This is a genomic window from Bradyrhizobium sp. CCBAU 45321 (assembly GCF_028128975.1).
Lineage (GTDB): Bacteria > Pseudomonadota > Alphaproteobacteria > Rhizobiales > Xanthobacteraceae > Bradyrhizobium > Bradyrhizobium yuanmingense.
On record NZ_LFKZ01000131.1, the window covers coordinates 442383 to 458300 of the forward strand.

Below are 15918 nucleotides of genomic sequence, written 5' to 3' on the forward strand. Positions count from 1 at the left end.
CGAATGACGGATCCCTCGGTTGGCGTGTAGCCCGGATGAAGCGCAGCGCAATCCGGGAAGTCTGTCCGCGAGGTGCGAATCCCGGATTTCGCTGCGCTCCATCCGGGCTACATTCGCGTTTCCCTATTTGGTTTGGCAAAGAACGGCACGAGCTTTCCGGCGAACGGCTTGAAGCTCGCGATGACCGAATCGCCGATGGCGAGGTCATTCTCGCCGTGGGCCATCATGCGAAAACCCTCGGCGCAATCGACCAGCAGGATGTTGTAGGGCACGTGCGCGCGCGTCTCGGGCGTTGCCGCGCGGCAGACCAACGAGGTCGCATACACCCTGCCCTTGCCACTGGCGCGCTGCTCGCGCGGGTTCGATTCGCCACAAGCTGCGCAGAAGGCCCGATGAAAATACTGTACATGCCCGCATGCGGTGCAGGTCTGGTAGGCGATGGCCTCTTCACCCTTGGTCCAGTCCGCCAGACGTTCGCTCATCTGACCCGCTCCAGGAACATGCTGACGTGAGACGACAGCACGCCGCCGTCGCCGTGCAGCAGTACAATCGAGGCGTCGCGGACCTGGCGGGTGGCCGCCCGCCCCGTCATCTGCAAATGCGCCTCGACGAGATGCGCCATGGCGCCGCCGACGCCGCAATGGCCGTAGCTGAGCAGGCCGCCATGGGTATTCAGCGGCATCGCGCCGTCACGGCTGAAATGGCCGGCGCGCACCCGCGCGGCCGCCTCGCCGCGGCCGGCGAGACCGAGGTCTTCCAGCAGCATCGCAAGCGTGATCGTAAAGCTGTCGTAGATCGCGGCATAGCGCACGTCGGAAATCGCGAGACCCGTGGCCGCCTTTGCACGTGCGATGGAGATCTCGGCGCCAAGCTCGCTGAGGGCGGGCGCTGCCGTGACATGCTGATGCGTGTGGGCCTGGGCGCAGCCGCGGATACGCACGCCCGCTTCCCCGGTTCGCTCGGGGCTGACGACGAACGCCGCGCCGCCGTCGGAGACCGGGCAGCAATCGAGCAGCTTGAGCGGCATCGCCACTGGCTTGGAGGCCATGACGTCGGCGACATTGATGGGATCGTGGAATTGCGCGCCGGGATGGATGCAGGCGTGGGCACGCATCAGCACCGCGAACTCGGCGAGGTCCTCTTCGGTCACGCCGTATTCGTGCATGTATCGGTTCGCAACGAGGCCGTAATAAGCGGGAATGGTCGGTCCTAACGGCACCTCGTAGTCGGGATGGCCGACCTGCGCCAGCGCCTGGATCGAGGCATCGCGGCTCTGCCCGGTGAGCCGGTTCTCACCGGCGACGACGAGCACTTTGCGGCAGACGCCTGCTTCGACGAGGTGATGCGCGAGCATCGTCATCGCAAGACCCGTGGCGCCGCCGACCTGCACGGCATGCGCGTAAGACGGGCGAATGCCAAAGTGCTCGGCGAAGACGGTGGCGAGCATGATGTGCGGGGAGACGGTGGAATAGCCGCAGAGAATGCCGTCGATGTCGGTGCGCTCGAGGTCGGCATCGTCGAGCGCGGCTTGCGCGGCCTCGCTCATCAGGTCGAGCGAGGAGGAGCCCTCGTGCTTGCCGAACGACGTGAGGCCGACGCCGGTGATGAAGCTCATGGTGCCATTTCTCCACCGTCATTCCGGGGCGCGCCGTTAGGCGCGAGCCCGGAATCCATACTCCCGATGGTGGTTATGGATTCCGGGCTCGCGACTTCGTCGCGCCCCGGAATGACGGATGAGAGAAGCGTGGTCATCTCCACTCTCCCTACTCCGCCGCCACGCGCGTGACGCCGTCGCGCACCATGGCCGCGATTTCGTCGGCGGAATAGCCGATCTCGCGCAAAATCTCGGCGCCGTGCTCATTGAGCCGCGGCGCCAGGCGTACCGGCTCGGCTTCTGTCTCGGACCAGGTCGCCGTCACTTTCATGCTGCGGATCGGACCTTCGGTCGGATGTGTCACCACCGGGAAAAAACCGGTCGCCTCCAGATGCGGATCGTGCAGGATCGAGGCGAGGTCGTGCATTGGCATGACAGGCACGTCGGCTTCAGTCAGCAGGTCGATCCATTCGGCCGTGGTCCGCGTCTCGAAGATGCGGGCGAGCTCGGCATAGACGACGTCGATATTGGCCGCGCGGCCGGCGAAAGTTGCAAATTTGGGATCGGCGCGCAGGTCTTCGCGCCCCGTCGCCTTGAAGAAGTTCTCCCACTGCTTGTCGTTGTAGACGATGACGCTGAGGTAGCCGTCCGAGGTCTTGTAGGGCCTGCGGTCGCGCGAGAGATGGCGGGCATAGCCGCCCTTGTCGAGCGGCGGCTCGAACGTGAGCCCGCCCATGTGATCACCCATGACGAAGCCGGCCATGGTCTCGAACATCGGGATGTCCAGACGCTGGCCGCGGCCGGTGCGGTCTCGGTGCACCAGGGTGGCACAGATCGCGCCGACCGCGGTAAGGCCGACAATGCGGTCCACGAGCGCGTTCGGCACGTAACGCGGCACGCCATCGCCGGTCTGCGCCATCAGCGCCGGCAACGCGGTGGCGCCCTGGATCAGATCGTCGTAAGCGGGTTTTGCGGCATAGGGCCCGTCCTGGCCGAAACCGAACACGCCGGCATAGACCAAGCGCGGGTTGATGGCGGAGACGACGTCGTAGCCGAGCTGCAGCCGCGCCATCGCCTGCGGGCGGACGTTGTAGACCAGGACGTCGGCGTCCTTCAAAAGCCGCAGCACGGCTTCGCGGCCCGCCGGTTTCTTCAGGTCGAGGCAGATCGATCGCTTGCTGCGGTTGGTGTTGAGGAAAACCGGCCCCATGCCGGCGTGACGCATCGGGCCGATCAGGCGGGTGACGTCGCCGTCCAGCGATTCTACCTTGATAACGTCGGCACCGTAATCGCCGAGCATCTGGGTCGCATAAGGCCCCATCAGCACGGTGGTCATGTCGATGACCTTGATGCCCTTCAGCGGCCCCATCGTTCGCTCCCGATCGCGCGCGGCGCAATTGCCTCGCGATTTCGGTCCAGCTAACGGCAGTGCCACCGCTCGCGCAAGGGCGGGCGGCGTATGGCGGCATGCGCCGCGGGGCGACGTCGGCCGCTATTTCTTCTGACGGGATTCCCGGATCTTCAGGAGCCGGTCGAGTTCGTCATTCTGCTGGTTGATCCGGTCGGCGATGCGCGACTCGTTCTGCTCGCCGGAGGCGGCAGCGGCCTGCTCGATGAGCTGGCGGATATTGTCCTCGAGGATCGCGATGCGATCGTTGAGTGCGTCCATCGAGAGTGAATCTTCGTAGTTAGTGCTCATGATGCTTTTCCGTAAATCAATCAGGAGCCGTAGGGTGGGCAAAGCGAAGCGTGCCCACCATGATCTGGCGCAAGGAAAGATGGTGGGCACGGCGCTTTCGCGCCTTTGCCCACCCTACGAGAGCTTACTTGAGCGGCTCGAGCACCGAAACGTAGTTGGCGACGGCCGCGCCACCCATGTTGAAGATGCCGCCGAGCTTGGCGTTCTTGAGCTGCATGCCCTCGGGCGCCTGGCCCGCGAGCTGCATCGCGGTCATCACGTGCATAGAGACGCCGGTGGCGCCGATCGGATGGCCTTTGGCCTTCAGGCCGCCGGACGGATTGACCGGCAGCTTGCCGTCCTTCAGCGTCCAGCCTTCTTTGATGGCGCGGGCGCCCTGCCCCTTCGGCGTCAGACCCATCGCTTCGTACTCGATCAGCTCGGCGACGGTGAAGCAGTCATGGGTCTCGACAAAGGAGAGATCGGACAGCGTGACACCGGCCTTCTCCAGCGCCCGCTGCCAGGCGACCGTGCAGCCCTCGAACTGCAGGATGTCGCGCTTACTCATCGGCAGGAAGTCCTGGGCGTGCGCAGTGGCGCGGAAGCCGATCGACTTGGTCATGCCCTTGGCCGTCTCGGCATCGGCCAGCACCAGGGCGGCGGCACCGTCCGAGACCAGCGAGCAGTCGGTGCGCTTCAGGGGACCGGCGACATAGGGGTTCTTCTCGCTCTCGGCGCGGCAGAAGTCGAAGCCGAAGTCCTTGCGCATCTGGGCGAAGGGATTGGCGACGCCGTTCTTGTGGTTCTTGGCCGCGATCAGCGCCAGCGCATCGGACTGGTCGCCGTATTTCTGGAAATAGGAGCTGGCGATCTTGCCGAACACGCCGGCGAAACCGCCGACCGTGTCGCCGTCCTCGGGGAGGTAGGAGGCCTTGAGCAGGTTCTTGCCGATCTCCGGACCGGGGGTGCGCGTCATCTGCTCGACGCCGACGACCAGGACAATCTTGGCCGCCCCTGCGGCAATCGCGCGCAGGCCCTGATGCACGGCAGCAGATCCCGTGGCGCAGGCGTTCTCGACACGGGTCGCCGGCTTGAAGCGCAGCTTGGGATCGGCCTGCAGTACCAGCGACGCCGTGAAATCCTGCGGCGAGAAGCCGGCGTTGAAATGGCCGAGCACGATCTCGTCGACATCACCGGCCGAAATGCCGGCGTCCGCCAGCGCCTCATTGGCGACGCGGGTGACGAGGCTTTCGACGGTTTCGGTGTCGAACTTGCCGAACGGCGTATGCGCCCATCCGACGATGCTGGCGGTCATGGTCGTCTCTCCCTGCAGGTCTTGTCCTGAGCTAAGTCTTAGCCCAGGGATGGCAAGACTTCACGCGGCTTTCAGCGCCTTGAGGGTCCGCTCGCAGATGGCAGTTATGCCGGCCCAGTTCCCGGCCCGGATCTCCGCCGTTGGGCACAGCCAGGACCCGCCAACCGCAACGACGTTGGGTTCGGCCAGCCAGGTCGCGGCATTGGCCTCGCCCACCCCGCCGGTCGGGCAGAACCGCACGTTCGGGAACGGCCCGCCGAGGGCCCGGAGGCCCTTGATGCCGCCGGCCTGCTCCGCCGGGAAGAACTTTGCGACGTCGAAACCGTAAGACAGCGCCATCATCAGCTCCGAGGCCGTAGCAATGCCCGGCGCGAACGGCAGGGAGCTGTCGGTCGCGGCCTTGAGCAGATCGGGGGTCAGGCCCGGGCTGATGCCGAACGCGACGCCGAGCTTCTCGACCCGGCTGAAGTCGGCCGGATTGAGAATGGTGCCGATGCCGACGACCGCCTCGGGGACCTCGGTCATCACCGCGCGCGCCGCCTCGATCGCAACGGGGGTGCGCAAGGTCACCTCCAGCGTGCGGACACCGCCGGCAACCAGCGCGCGCGCCAGCGGCACCGCATCCTGGATGCGCTCGATGGTGAGGACGGGAATGACGGTCGCAGCCTTGAACAGCGCGACGAGGTGGTTCTGTTGGGCAGCCGTGGTCATAGGTCTCGATTCATTTGGTCGCTGTTCACTTGGTGGCCTGGCGGGAGGCCGCCGGCCGGTGCCGCTTCTTCGGCGGCATGGCATAGCCTGGAATGATGGCGCCGGGATAGCAGATCACGAGGCTGGCGAGCCGATGTCCTGATAGGGCCGCCTCGACCGGCTCGGCGCCGGCGAGCCGGGCCGCGATATAGGCGGCGGCGAAGCTATCGCCGGCGGCGGTGGTATCGACCACGGGCTTGGTCATGGGCTCGGCGCGGACCTCGCTGGCGCCGCCGGGGTAGCGCAACAGGCTCACCGGCTCGTGCAGACGGAACACCAGTTCCGGGGTTGGGATGCGCGCCATCAGCTGGTCGTGACTTTCGCCGGGCCAGAGCGCGAGCAGATCCTCGGTCGAGGTCAGCACGATGTCGGCGGCCGCGAACGCCGCAGCAAATACCTCGCGTGCGACGTCGCGGTCCGGCCAGCCGCGCGCGCGAAAATTGGTGTCGAACACGAAGCGGGTGCCGAGCAGGCGCGCGCGCTTGATCGCGCCGAACAGGCGCTCGCGCCCGGCCGCGTCGTAGATCGAGAGCGTGATCGCAGAGAGATAGACGACGTCGTAGCTCATCAGCGAGTTGAGCAGCTCGTCGGTCTCGGGCAGGCTCATCAGCTGGCGCGCCGCCGCGCTGTCGCGCCAGTGGAAGAACTGGCGCTCGCCCTCGCCGTCCGTCTGGATCATGTAGAGGCCGGGCAGCTTGCCTGCGAGCCGCACGACACGGCGCGTGCCGACGCCTTCGGCATTCCAGGCCGCGACCATCTCATCGCTCAGGGCATCGTCGCCGAGCGCGGTGAGATAATCGACCTTGACGTCCAGCCGCGCCAGATACACGGCCGTGTTGAGGGTGTCGCCGCCGAAGCCGCGTGAGTACAGGCCACCGCCCTGCCCCTGCCCGGCGGACGCGCCGCCCTGGGCCTGCCGCAGCTCGACCATGCATTCGCCGATGCAAGCAACGCTTGCCATCATCAGGGCCCGCTCAGTCCGAGGTCAGGCGACGAAATTGCCGCCGAGCTCGTCTTCGATGTGAATGCGGATGATATCGTCGAACGTCTTCTCGGCGGTGGTGAAGCCGAGCTCGCGCGACCGTCTGGCGTCGAAATTGCGCGGCCAACCGCCGACGATGCCGACGATGAAGGGATCGGGCTCGCGCTTGATGCGCGCGGCGACCTTCTCGCCCGCAACCCGCTTCAAGGCGGCGATCTGCTCGCCGACCGTGGCCGACAGGCCAGGCATGGTCAGGTTGCGGCGCGGACCGACGGTGGCGAGATCCATGGTGCCGGCGTGAAGCAGGAAACCGACGGCGGAGCGCGGCGTTGCGTGCCAGTGGCGGACGTCCTCGGAGACCGGGAGGATCGCTTCCTTGCCGGCGAGCGGCTCGCGCAGGATGTTGGAGAAGAAGCCCGAGGCCGCCTTGTTGGGCAGGCCGGGCCGGATGCAGATGGTCGGCAGGCGGATTCCGATGCCGTCGAGGAAGCCGCGACGGGAATAGTCGGCGAGCAGGAGTTCGCCGATCGCCTTCTGCGTGCCGTAGCTGAGCAGCGGGGTATGGAAGAACTCGTCGCCGATCGCATCGGGAAACGGCGCGCCGAACACTGCGATCGAGGACGTGAACACCACGCGCGGCTTGTAGCCGCCGCCCGCAAGGCGGATCGCATCGAGCAGCATCCGCGTGCCATCAAGATTGATGCGATAGCCCTTGTCGAAATCGAGCTCGGCTTCGCCGGACACGATCGCGGCGAGATGGAAGATCACGTCAGGGCGGCCTGCGATCAGCTTCTCGGCCGCGCCCGGGACGGCGAAATCGCCCGACACGGTGTCGACCGGGAAGCCGGCCTTCTCCGGCTTCTTGGGCTCGACCACGTCGTGCATGGTCAATTTCGTGATGTCGCTCTTGCCGAGCCGGCCGTCGCGCAGCAGCCGTTCACAGAGTTTGCGGCCGACCATGCCGGCGGCGCCGAGAACCAGAATGTGCAAGAGCTCAACTCCTTCTTATTGGCCGAAGCGCGCCGCTCTTGAAACGCATTGGCGCGCCCTCGGCAAGCCCCGCGATCATTCCTTCACGGCGCCGGTCATCGCCGACACATAATGCTCCACGAAGAAGGCGTAAAGGATCACGAGCGGCAGCGAGCCGGCCAGCGCGCCCGCCATCAGCGAGCCCCAGCGGTAGATATCGCCGTCCACGAACTCGTTGACGATCGCGACTGGCACCGTCTTGTTGCTGGTCGATTGCAGGAACGTCAGGGCGTAGATGAACTCGTTCCAGCACAGCGTGAAGCAGAAGATGAAGGCCGAGATCAGGCCGGGAATGGCCAGCGGCACGACGATCTTGACCAGGATCTGCCAGCGGCTCGCGCCGTCGATCAGCGCGCATTCCTCGAGCTCGAAGGGGATGGTCTTGAAATAGCCCATCAACAGCCAGGTCGAGAACGGGATCAGGATGGTCGGATAGGTCAGGATCAGCGCCAGCGGCGAATCGAACAGGCCGTACTGATACACGACGGTGGCGAGCGGAATGAACAGGATCGACGGCGGCACCAGATAGGCGAGGAAGATCAGGCCGCCGACGAGATTGGCGCCCTTGTAACGCAAGCGCACGATGGCGTAGGCGGCGAACACCGAGGCGATGATCGAGAGCACCGTCGCGCAGATCGCCACATACATCGTGTTCCAGAGCCAGTACGGATAGTAGCTCTCGAACAACAGCTTGTGGAAGTGCTTGAAGGTCGGATTCCAAGTCCAGAACGGATTGTACTTGTCGAGGTCGAGCAGCTGCTCGTCGGGCTTCACCGAGGTCAGCGCCATCCAGTAGAACGGGAACAGCAGGACGACGACGATGATGGCGAGCGGCAGGTAAAGCGTCACCAGCCTGCGCGGCACCGACTGCAGATAGCTCATGCCCTCGCTGTGATCATCCTTCGCGACTGTCGGAGCCGAGCTATGCAGGACGGCCTTGAGATCGATCCGCGAGGTGGGGAGATCAGTCATTGTTTTCTCCCTGCTGCCACTTGCGACGCTGCAGGCCGAACCAGGACACCATGATGGCGGCAAGCAGGAACGGGATCATCGCACTGGAGATCGCGGCGCCCTCGCCGAGCTGGCCGGCGATGATCGCACGCTGATAGGACAGGGTCGCCATCAGATGAGTGGCGTTGACCGGGCCGCCACGCGTCATCGCCCAGATCAACTGGAAGTCGGTGAAGGTGAAGAGCACCGAGAAGGTCATCACGACGGCGATGATCGGCGTCAGCAGCGGATAGGTGATGTAGCGGAAATTCTGCCAGCGCGTAGCGCCGTCGAGCGTCGCCGCTTCATAGAGCGAGGGCGAGACGGTCTGCAGGCCTGCGAGCAGCGTGATCGCCACGAAGGGCACGCCGCGCCAGATATTGGCGAAGATCACGCAAATGCGTGCCCAGGTCGTGTCGCCGAGGAAGTTGATGTTCTGGTTGATCAGGCCGAGCTGCTTCAGCGACCAGGAGATGATCGAGAATTGCGAGTCGAATATCCACCAGAAGGCGAGCGCGGAGAGCACCGTCGGAACGATGAAGGGGATGAGCACCATCGCGCGCAGCATGGCCTTGAACGGCATGTGCTCGTTGAGCAGCAGCGCGAGGTAAAGGCCGATGCCGAATTTGAAGGCGCTGGCGACGAAGGTGTAGAGTAGCGTGTTGAACACCGACAGCCAGAAGATGGAATCGTCCCACAACCATTCGTAGTTCTCGAAGGCGATGAACTGTCCGACCCTGCCGATGCGCGTGTCCGTGAAGGACAGCCAGATGCCCAGCCCAAGCGGATAGGCCAGGAAGAAGATCAGGAACACCATGGCCGGCACCATGAACCAGAAGCCGAGCCAGTTGCGATTGTATTTGAGCTGGGTCCAGGCGCCAGCCTCGGTCATCTGAGGCTTGGCCCGGGGAATTGCGACATCAGCCATGCCCGATATCCCTGATCGAAATGTTGACGGGCGGGCGGCCGAAGAGCCGCCCGCCCCGTGACTGTTCAGCGATAGATGCGCTTCAGCTGGCGCTCGGCTTCCGCCATCGCGCCCTTCACATCCTTGGCGCCGGTGCAGTAATTGGCGAACATGTCGACGACGATGAAGTCGGCGATCGCGGTTGCCGCCTTCTCGCCGACGGTGCCGATGCCCGACGCCGGCAGCGTGCGCTTGGAAGCCTGCGAGAACACGGCGTTCTTGGGATCGGCCGTCCAGATCGGCGCCGATTCATAGGCGTTCAGGGTCTGCGTCAGATAACCCTGCGCGCCGGCCAGCCACTTCTCGTAGTTCTCCTTCTCCAGCATGAAGGCGACGAAGGCCTTCGCCGCATTCGGATATTTGGTGAAGTTGAAGGCGAGGATCGGCAGCGCCAGCTGCAGCTCGGTCGGCTTGCCGACCGGACCGACCGGCCAGAGCGCGTGATAGGTGTCCTCGGTGAGCTCCTTCTTGCTGGGATCGGTCTTGGCGGCGACGTAGATCGAGATGCCGTTCGCCGTGCAATAGAGCTCGCCGGCGAGATACGCCTTATTGTTGGAGGAATCATTCCAGGACGCCGTGCCCGGAATGAAGTTGTCGTACAACGCCTTGCAATATTCCAGCGCCTTCGCCGTCTCCGGCGAATTGATGACGATCTTGTCGTTCTGGTCGACCGTGTAGGCACCGTGGCCCCACAGCACCCAGTGCAGCCAGGAATTGCCGTCGCCCGAGGCGTGACCGAGCGCGAAGCCGGCCGGCGTGTTGTTGGCCTTGAGCGCCTTGCACATCTCGAGGAAGCCGGGGAAGTCCTTCGGGAATTCCTTGAAGCCAGCCTTGTCGAGCGCCGACTTGCGGTAGGTCATGTAACCGCCGTTGGTCGCGACGGGAATGCCGAGCCAGTCGTTGCCGAGCTTGCAGGTTTTGGCCGCCGCATCGGTCCAGCCGCCGTATTTGTTGCCGAGATAATCGGCGACATCGTTCATCTTCAGCACTTTGGTCGGGAAAAGCTGCGGCAGGGTGTGCAGACCCCAGGCGAGATCGAGGCCGGAGCCGGTATTGGCCGCAACCGAGGCCTTCGGCTGCACGTCCTCGAAGGACTCGCTGAAGGTGTTCATCTCGGTGCCGGTCGCGGCCTTGAACGCCGTCACCATCGCGTTGAACGCATCGTCCTCGGCCGGCACGAAGCGCTTCCAGCGCATCACCGTCAGCTTGGCGACCGGCTCGGCCTTCCAGGGCGCGCTCTGCGCCCAGGCCTTGGCGAAGTCGAACAGTGCCGGCCCCGTCAGCATGCCGGTCGCAGCCAAAGCGGTGCCGCCTTGAAGCAGAGACCGGCGGGTAAAGTCTTGCATGATGTCCTCCCTGTGATGCTTTTTGTTGTCTATGCCTTGTCGTCTAATGCGTTAGGCGTTCATGCGTTTGCCCGTCGCATCGTCGAACAGATGGACCAGCGATGGCTCGGGCTTCAGCCGCACCTTGTCGCCCGGATTGAACTGGTGACGCTCGCGGAAGACCGCGACGACCTGCTCGCCGCCGAGCTTGGCAAACACCTGCGTCTCCGAGCCGGTCGGCTCGACGACGATGATCTCGGCCTCGGCGCCGTCATCGGCGATGGTGAAGTGCTCCGGTCGCACGCCATAGACCGCAGGACGGCCATCGGAATTGGCCGGCGCGGTCTTGAGCGGCAGCTTGACACCGTTCGGCCCCTCGAAGGTGGCGACGCCATTGACGCGCACATGGCCTTTGAGGAAGTTCATCGCGGGCGAGCCGATGAAGCCGGCGACGAACTGGTTGTCGGGCTTGTCGTAGAGCTCGAGCGGCGTGCCCATCTGCTCGACGATGCCGTCGTGCATGACGACGATCTTGTCGGCCATGGTCATGGCCTCGATCTGGTCGTGGGTGACGTAGACGGTCGTCGTCTTCAGCCGCTGGTGCAGCTCCTTGATCTCAGTGCGCATGGCGACACGCAGCTTGGCGTCCAGGTTGGACAACGGCTCGTCGAACAGGAACACCTGCGGATCGCGCACGATGGCGCGGCCCATGGCGACGCGCTGGCGCTGGCCGCCGGAGAGCTGTCGCGGATAGCGGTCGAGCAGCGGCGACAGCGCGAGGATCTCGGCGGCGCGCTTGACGCGCTTGCTGATCTCGTCCGAGCTCGCATTCCGCAGCTTGAGCGAGAAGCCCATGTTGTCGGCAACCGTCATGTGCGGATAGAGCGCGTAGTTCTGGAAGACCATCGCAATGTCCCGCTCCTTGGGCTGGACATTGTTGACGACGCGGTCGCCGATCGAGATCGTCCCGGAAGTGATGTTCTCGAGGCCGGCGAGCATGCGCAGAAGCGTCGACTTGCCGCAGCCGGAGGGGCCGACCAGGACGACGAACTGGCCGTCTTCGATCGGAATCGTCACGCCGTGCAGGACTTCAAAATTGCCGAACGATTTCCGCACGTCGCGGATTTGCACAGACGACATCTAGCTCCCTCCTCGATAGTCCACGACGCCTCTCGCGCCGCGACCGTCTTGTTTTTCGGACTTTACCGAACCAGGCCCGATATTAGCGGGCAACATTGTCGGTAGTTTGTGCGGTTTTGGCAATTTGTCTTTGGTTAGTCGTTGCTGGTAGCGCTGTCAACGTTCCTTTGTTTGCGGGACTGACTGTGTTAAGAGCAGCAAATGGGTCGAAAACGCACCAAGTCAGGCAAAATCCGGCTGGCCGAAGTGGCCGAGCTCGCCGGCGTCAGCCCGATTACCGCGTCGCGCTTTTTCCGCAATCCGGAGGCCCTGTCGGTCGCCAAGCGGACGCGGGTCGAGAGCGCGGCCAAGGAGCTCGGCTATGTGCCCAACCTTGCCGCGCGCGCCCTCGCCTCGCAACGCACCGAGGTCATCGGTGTCTTGATCCCCTCGCTCACCAACAACGTGTTCTCGGACGTGCTGCGCGGCATCTATGACGCCTCCGAAGGCAGCCGCTACTCGATCCAGTTGTCAAACACGCGCTACAGCATTCTCCAGGAAGAGAAGTTGCTGCGTCTGTTTCTGGCGCAGAAGCCGGCCGGCCTGATCGTCACGGGGATCGACCAGACCGCGGAGTCGCGCGCGATGCTTCAGGCCGCGGACTGTCCGATCGTGCAGATCATGGAGATTGGCCCGGACCCGGTCGACATGATGATCGGCTTTTCGCACTATGATGCGGCCCGCGCGGCGATCGCGCACTTGTTCGAGCAAGGTCACCGCAAGGTCGGCTTCGTCGGCGCGCGGATGGATCCCAGGGTGCAGCGGCGGCTGGACGGATATGTCTCGGCCATGAAGGACGCCGGATCGTTCGACCAGCGCCTGGTGGTCACGACGGCGACGCCGACCTCGGTGACGCTCGGCGGCGCCCTGTTCACCGATCTGCTGGCGAGCGAGCCCGGCATCGACGCGGTGTTCTGCGCCAATGACGATCTCGCGCTCGGCGTGTTGTTCGAATGCCGGCGCCGGGAGATCGCAGTGCCCGGGCAGATCGCGATCGTCGGCTTCAACGATCTCGAATTCATGGCCTCCGCCGTCCCCACCCTCACCAGCGTCCGCACCAACCGCTACGAGATGGGCAAGACGGCCGCCACCATGCTGATCGACGCGATCGAGGGCCGCCGCCCGGAGCAGCCGGTGCTCGATCTCGGCTTCAAGGTGATCGAGCGGCAAAGCTCGTCGGCGCGACGTTCGGACAGCAGGCCAGCCGTATCAGGCGCGGGCGCGGCGAACAAAATGATAGCGTTACCAAGCAGCCACGACTAGTATCGGAATCGTGAGGAAACGACCCGCCAGCGGGAAGGCAGATCATCGCGCGCGCCGTTTGGGCACCGCATATGCCGACACCATGCGTCAGTGCGTTTGCATTGCAGGAGAAACCAATGACAAAGAAACCAACCAATGGGCATGCCGCCGGCAGCAACGGTACCCGCCGCCATCTTCGCTCGCAGGAATGGTTCAACAACCCGCACAATCCGGGCATGACCGCGCTCTATATGGAGCGTTACCTGAATTACGGCCTCACCCGCGCCGAGCTGCAATCCGGCAAGCCGATCATCGGCATCGCCCAGACCGGCAACGATCTGTCCCCCTGCAACCGCCATCATCTCGAGCTCGCGCATCGCGTCCGCGAAGGCATTCGCGAGGCCGGCGGCATCGCGATGGAATTCCCGACCCATCCCATCCAGGAGACCGGCAAGCGCCCGACCGCGGCGCTCGATCGTAACCTCGCTTATCTCGGCCTCGTCGAGATTCTCTACGGCTATCCGCTCGACGGCGTAGTGCTGACCACCGGCTGCGACAAGACCACGCCGGCCTGCATGATGGCGGCGGCGACGGTGAACCTGCCCGCGATCGTGCTGTCGGGCGGCCCGATGCTGAACGGCTGGCACAATGGCGAGCGCACCGGCTCCGGCACCATCGTCTGGAAATCGCGCGAGCGGCTCGCGGCCGGCGAGATCGACTATGAAGAGTTCATGGAGATCGTGGCCTCCTCGGCGCCCTCGGTCGGCCATTGCAACACCATGGGCACCGCCTCGACCATGAACGGCCTCGCCGAAGCGCTCGGCTTCTCGCTGCCGGGCTGCGCGGCGATCCCGGCGCCCTATCGTGAGCGCGGCCAGATCGCCTACGAGACCGGAAAACGTATCGTCGAGATGGTCTGGGAGGATCTGAAGCCTTCCGACATCCTGACCCGCAAGGCGTTCGAGAACTGCATCGTGATCAATTCGGCGATCGGCGGCTCGACCAACGCGCCGATCCACATCAACGCGCTCGCCCGCCATATCGGCGTCGAGCTGTCGATCGAGGACTGGCAGAAGTTCGGCCACGACGTGCCGCTCCTGGTCAACATGCAGCCGGCCGGCTTCTATCTCGGCGAGGAATTTCACCGCGCCGGCGGCGTACCCGCCGTGGTGCGCGAATTGATGAAGCACAAGCGCATCCATGAGGACGCCGTCACGGTCAACGGCCGCGGCATCGGCGAGAACTGCAAGAACGCGCCCGCACCCGACAACGACGTGATCTGGGCTTACGACAAGCCGCTGGTGAAGGACGCCGGCTTCCTGGTGCTGAAGGGCAATCTGTTCGATTCCGCGATTATGAAGACAAGCGTGATCTCCAAGGAATTCCGCGACCGCTATCTCAGCAATCCGAAGGACCTCAATGCCTTCGAGGGCCGCGCCATCGTGTTCGAAGGGCCGGAGGATTATCACGAACGGATCGACGACCCCTCGCTCGACATCGACGAGCGCTGCGTGCTGTTCATCCGCGGCACCGGCCCGATCGGCTACCCAGGTGGCGCCGAGGTCGTGAACATGCAGCCGCCGGCGGCGCTGATCAAACGCGGCATCCTGTCCCTGCCCTGCATCGGCGACGGCCGCCAGTCCGGCACTTCTGGCTCGCCCTCCATCCTCAACGCTTCGCCTGAAGCGGCTGCCAATGGCGGGCTTGCCGTCCTCAAGACCGGCGACAAGGTCCGCATCGACCTCAACAAGGGCAGCGCCAACATCCTGATCTCGGACGAGGAGCTGAAGAAGCGCCACGCCGAGCTCAAGGCCAGCGGCGGCTTCAAGCATCCGCCGAACCAGACGCCGTGGCAGGAGATCTATCGCAACACCGTCGGCCAGCAATCGACCGGCGCCTGCATGGAGCTCGCCACAAGGTACCAGAACGTCGCCGGCACGTTCGGTGTGGCGCGGGACAATCACTGACACGGTCATTCCGGGGCGCGACGCAGTCGCGAGCCCGGAATCCATTCATCCACCGACGCTGTGGCCCGATGGCTTCTCAGGTGCGCAATTGCGCACCGTAGTTCGCGCCAAGAGGCGCGCCCCGGAATGACGAAGAAAAATTTGCAAGGAGAAACAACATGGCAGACCGCCTCAAGGGAAAGCGCGCCGTCGTCACGGCTGCGGCGGCAGGCATTGGGCGCGCTTGCGCGATCGCATTCGCGCGTGAAGGCGCAACCGTCATCGCCACCGACATCAACGAAGCCGGCATCGCGAGCCTGACGAAGGAAGGCATCGCCGAGGTCGCAAAGCTCGACGTCCGCAACACGGCCGAAGTCAACGCCTTCGCCAAGCGCGTCGGCAGGATCGACATCCTGCTCAACGCCGCCGGCTTCGTGCACCACGGCACCATCCTGGAGTGCTCGGAAGAGGATTTCGATTTCTCGTTCGACCTCAACGTCAAGTCGATGCACCGGACCATTAAGGCGTTCCTGCCCGACATGATCGCCGGCGGCGGCGGCAGCATCGTCAACATCTCGTCCTGCGCGGCCTTGAGGCCGCCGGCGAACCGCTACGTCTACAGCTCGTCGAAGGCGGCGGTGTCGCTGCTGTCGCGAGCCGTCGCACTCGACTTCATCACCAAGGGCATCCGCTGCAACTCGATCTGCCCCGGCACGGTCGAGACGCCCTCGATGCTTGACCGCGCCGCCGCGCAAGGCCCGCAGGGCAAGGAGATGTTCATCTCCCGCCAGAAGATGGGCCGGCTCGGCACCGCCGAGGAGATCGCGGCGATGGCGGTCTATCTGGGCAGCGACGAGAGCGCCTTCACCACCGGCGTCGATCTCGTCGTCGACGGCGGCTACATGCTCTGACGCAAGAAGG

General features: G+C 64.6%; 15 protein-coding genes. 3 read left to right on the forward strand and 12 right to left on the reverse strand.

Annotated features, from left to right (window positions below):
- Positions 1 to 107: 107 nt before the first annotated feature.
- The 12 genes from ACM43_RS37675 to ACM43_RS37730 form a co-directional block, all read right to left on the reverse strand.
- Complete coding sequence (locus tag ACM43_RS37675) at positions 108 to 482, reverse strand: Zn-ribbon domain-containing OB-fold protein (RefSeq protein WP_271547154.1); 375 nt, start codon at positions 480 to 482, stop codon at positions 108 to 110.
- Entirely contained in the window at positions 479 to 1615 is a 1137-nt protein-coding gene (locus tag ACM43_RS37680) for a thiolase family protein (RefSeq protein ID WP_271547155.1), read from the reverse strand. Before ACM43_RS37680 ends, ACM43_RS37675 begins: the two co-directional genes overlap by 4 nt.
- Before the next feature lie 148 nt (positions 1616 to 1763).
- Positions 1764 to 2963, reverse strand: a complete 1200-nt coding sequence (locus tag ACM43_RS37685; protein WP_271547156.1) for a CaiB/BaiF CoA transferase family protein — start codon at positions 2961 to 2963, stop codon at positions 1764 to 1766.
- Between the two features lie 123 nt (positions 2964 to 3086).
- Positions 3087 to 3293, reverse strand: coding sequence for a hypothetical protein (locus ACM43_RS37690; protein ID WP_036001140.1), 207 nt, complete (start codon positions 3291 to 3293; stop codon positions 3087 to 3089).
- A gap of 124 nt (positions 3294 to 3417) precedes the next feature.
- On the reverse strand, positions 3418 to 4587 hold the full coding sequence (locus ACM43_RS37695; protein WP_157282247.1) for an acetyl-CoA acetyltransferase: 1170 nt from the start codon (positions 4585 to 4587) through the stop codon (positions 3418 to 3420).
- Positions 4588 to 4647: 60 nt separating this feature from the next.
- Positions 4648 to 5298, reverse strand: a complete 651-nt coding sequence (gene eda / locus ACM43_RS37700; protein WP_192893238.1) for a bifunctional 4-hydroxy-2-oxoglutarate aldolase/2-dehydro-3-deoxy-phosphogluconate aldolase — start codon at positions 5296 to 5298, stop codon at positions 4648 to 4650.
- A 25-nt stretch (positions 5299 to 5323) separates the two neighbouring features.
- Positions 5324 to 6298, reverse strand: coding sequence for a sugar kinase (locus ACM43_RS37705; protein ID WP_271547277.1), 975 nt, complete (start codon positions 6296 to 6298; stop codon positions 5324 to 5326).
- Between the two features lie 24 nt (positions 6299 to 6322).
- Entirely contained in the window at positions 6323 to 7309 is a 987-nt protein-coding gene (gene denD, locus ACM43_RS37710) for a D-erythronate dehydrogenase (protein WP_157282249.1), read from the reverse strand.
- 75 nt (positions 7310 to 7384) lie between these two features.
- Positions 7385 to 8320, reverse strand: a complete 936-nt coding sequence (locus ACM43_RS37715; protein ID WP_036034295.1) for a carbohydrate ABC transporter permease — start codon at positions 8318 to 8320, stop codon at positions 7385 to 7387.
- Positions 8313 to 9230, reverse strand: coding sequence for a carbohydrate ABC transporter permease (locus ACM43_RS37720; protein WP_192893440.1), 918 nt, complete (start codon positions 9228 to 9230; stop codon positions 8313 to 8315). Before ACM43_RS37720 ends, ACM43_RS37715 begins: the two co-directional genes overlap by 8 nt.
- A gap of 101 nt (positions 9231 to 9331) precedes the next feature.
- Positions 9332 to 10651: an ABC transporter substrate-binding protein gene (locus ACM43_RS37725; protein WP_271547157.1), complete on the reverse strand. Its 1320-nt coding sequence runs from the start codon at positions 10649 to 10651 to the stop codon at positions 9332 to 9334.
- Between the two features lie 51 nt (positions 10652 to 10702).
- The gene (locus ACM43_RS37730; protein WP_271547158.1) at positions 10703 to 11770 is read right to left on the reverse strand and encodes an ABC transporter ATP-binding protein; all 1068 of its coding nucleotides are present in this window, start codon (positions 11768 to 11770) and stop codon (positions 10703 to 10705) included.
- A 201-nt stretch (positions 11771 to 11971) separates the two neighbouring features.
- Between ACM43_RS37730 and ACM43_RS37735 the strand changes: the two genes are divergently transcribed.
- The 3 genes from ACM43_RS37735 (at position 11972) to ACM43_RS37745 (ending at position 15908) form a co-directional block, all read left to right on the forward strand.
- The gene (locus ACM43_RS37735) at positions 11972 to 13072 is read left to right on the forward strand and encodes a LacI family DNA-binding transcriptional regulator (protein WP_157282252.1); all 1101 of its coding nucleotides are present in this window, start codon (positions 11972 to 11974) and stop codon (positions 13070 to 13072) included.
- A 116-nt stretch (positions 13073 to 13188) separates the two neighbouring features.
- Positions 13189 to 15018, forward strand: a complete 1830-nt coding sequence (locus ACM43_RS37740; protein ID WP_036001184.1) for an IlvD/Edd family dehydratase — start codon at positions 13189 to 13191, stop codon at positions 15016 to 15018.
- Positions 15019 to 15176: 158 nt separating this feature from the next.
- Complete coding sequence (locus tag ACM43_RS37745; RefSeq protein WP_271547159.1) at positions 15177 to 15908, forward strand: SDR family oxidoreductase; 732 nt, start codon at positions 15177 to 15179, stop codon at positions 15906 to 15908.
- Positions 15909 to 15918: the final 10 nt, after the last annotated feature.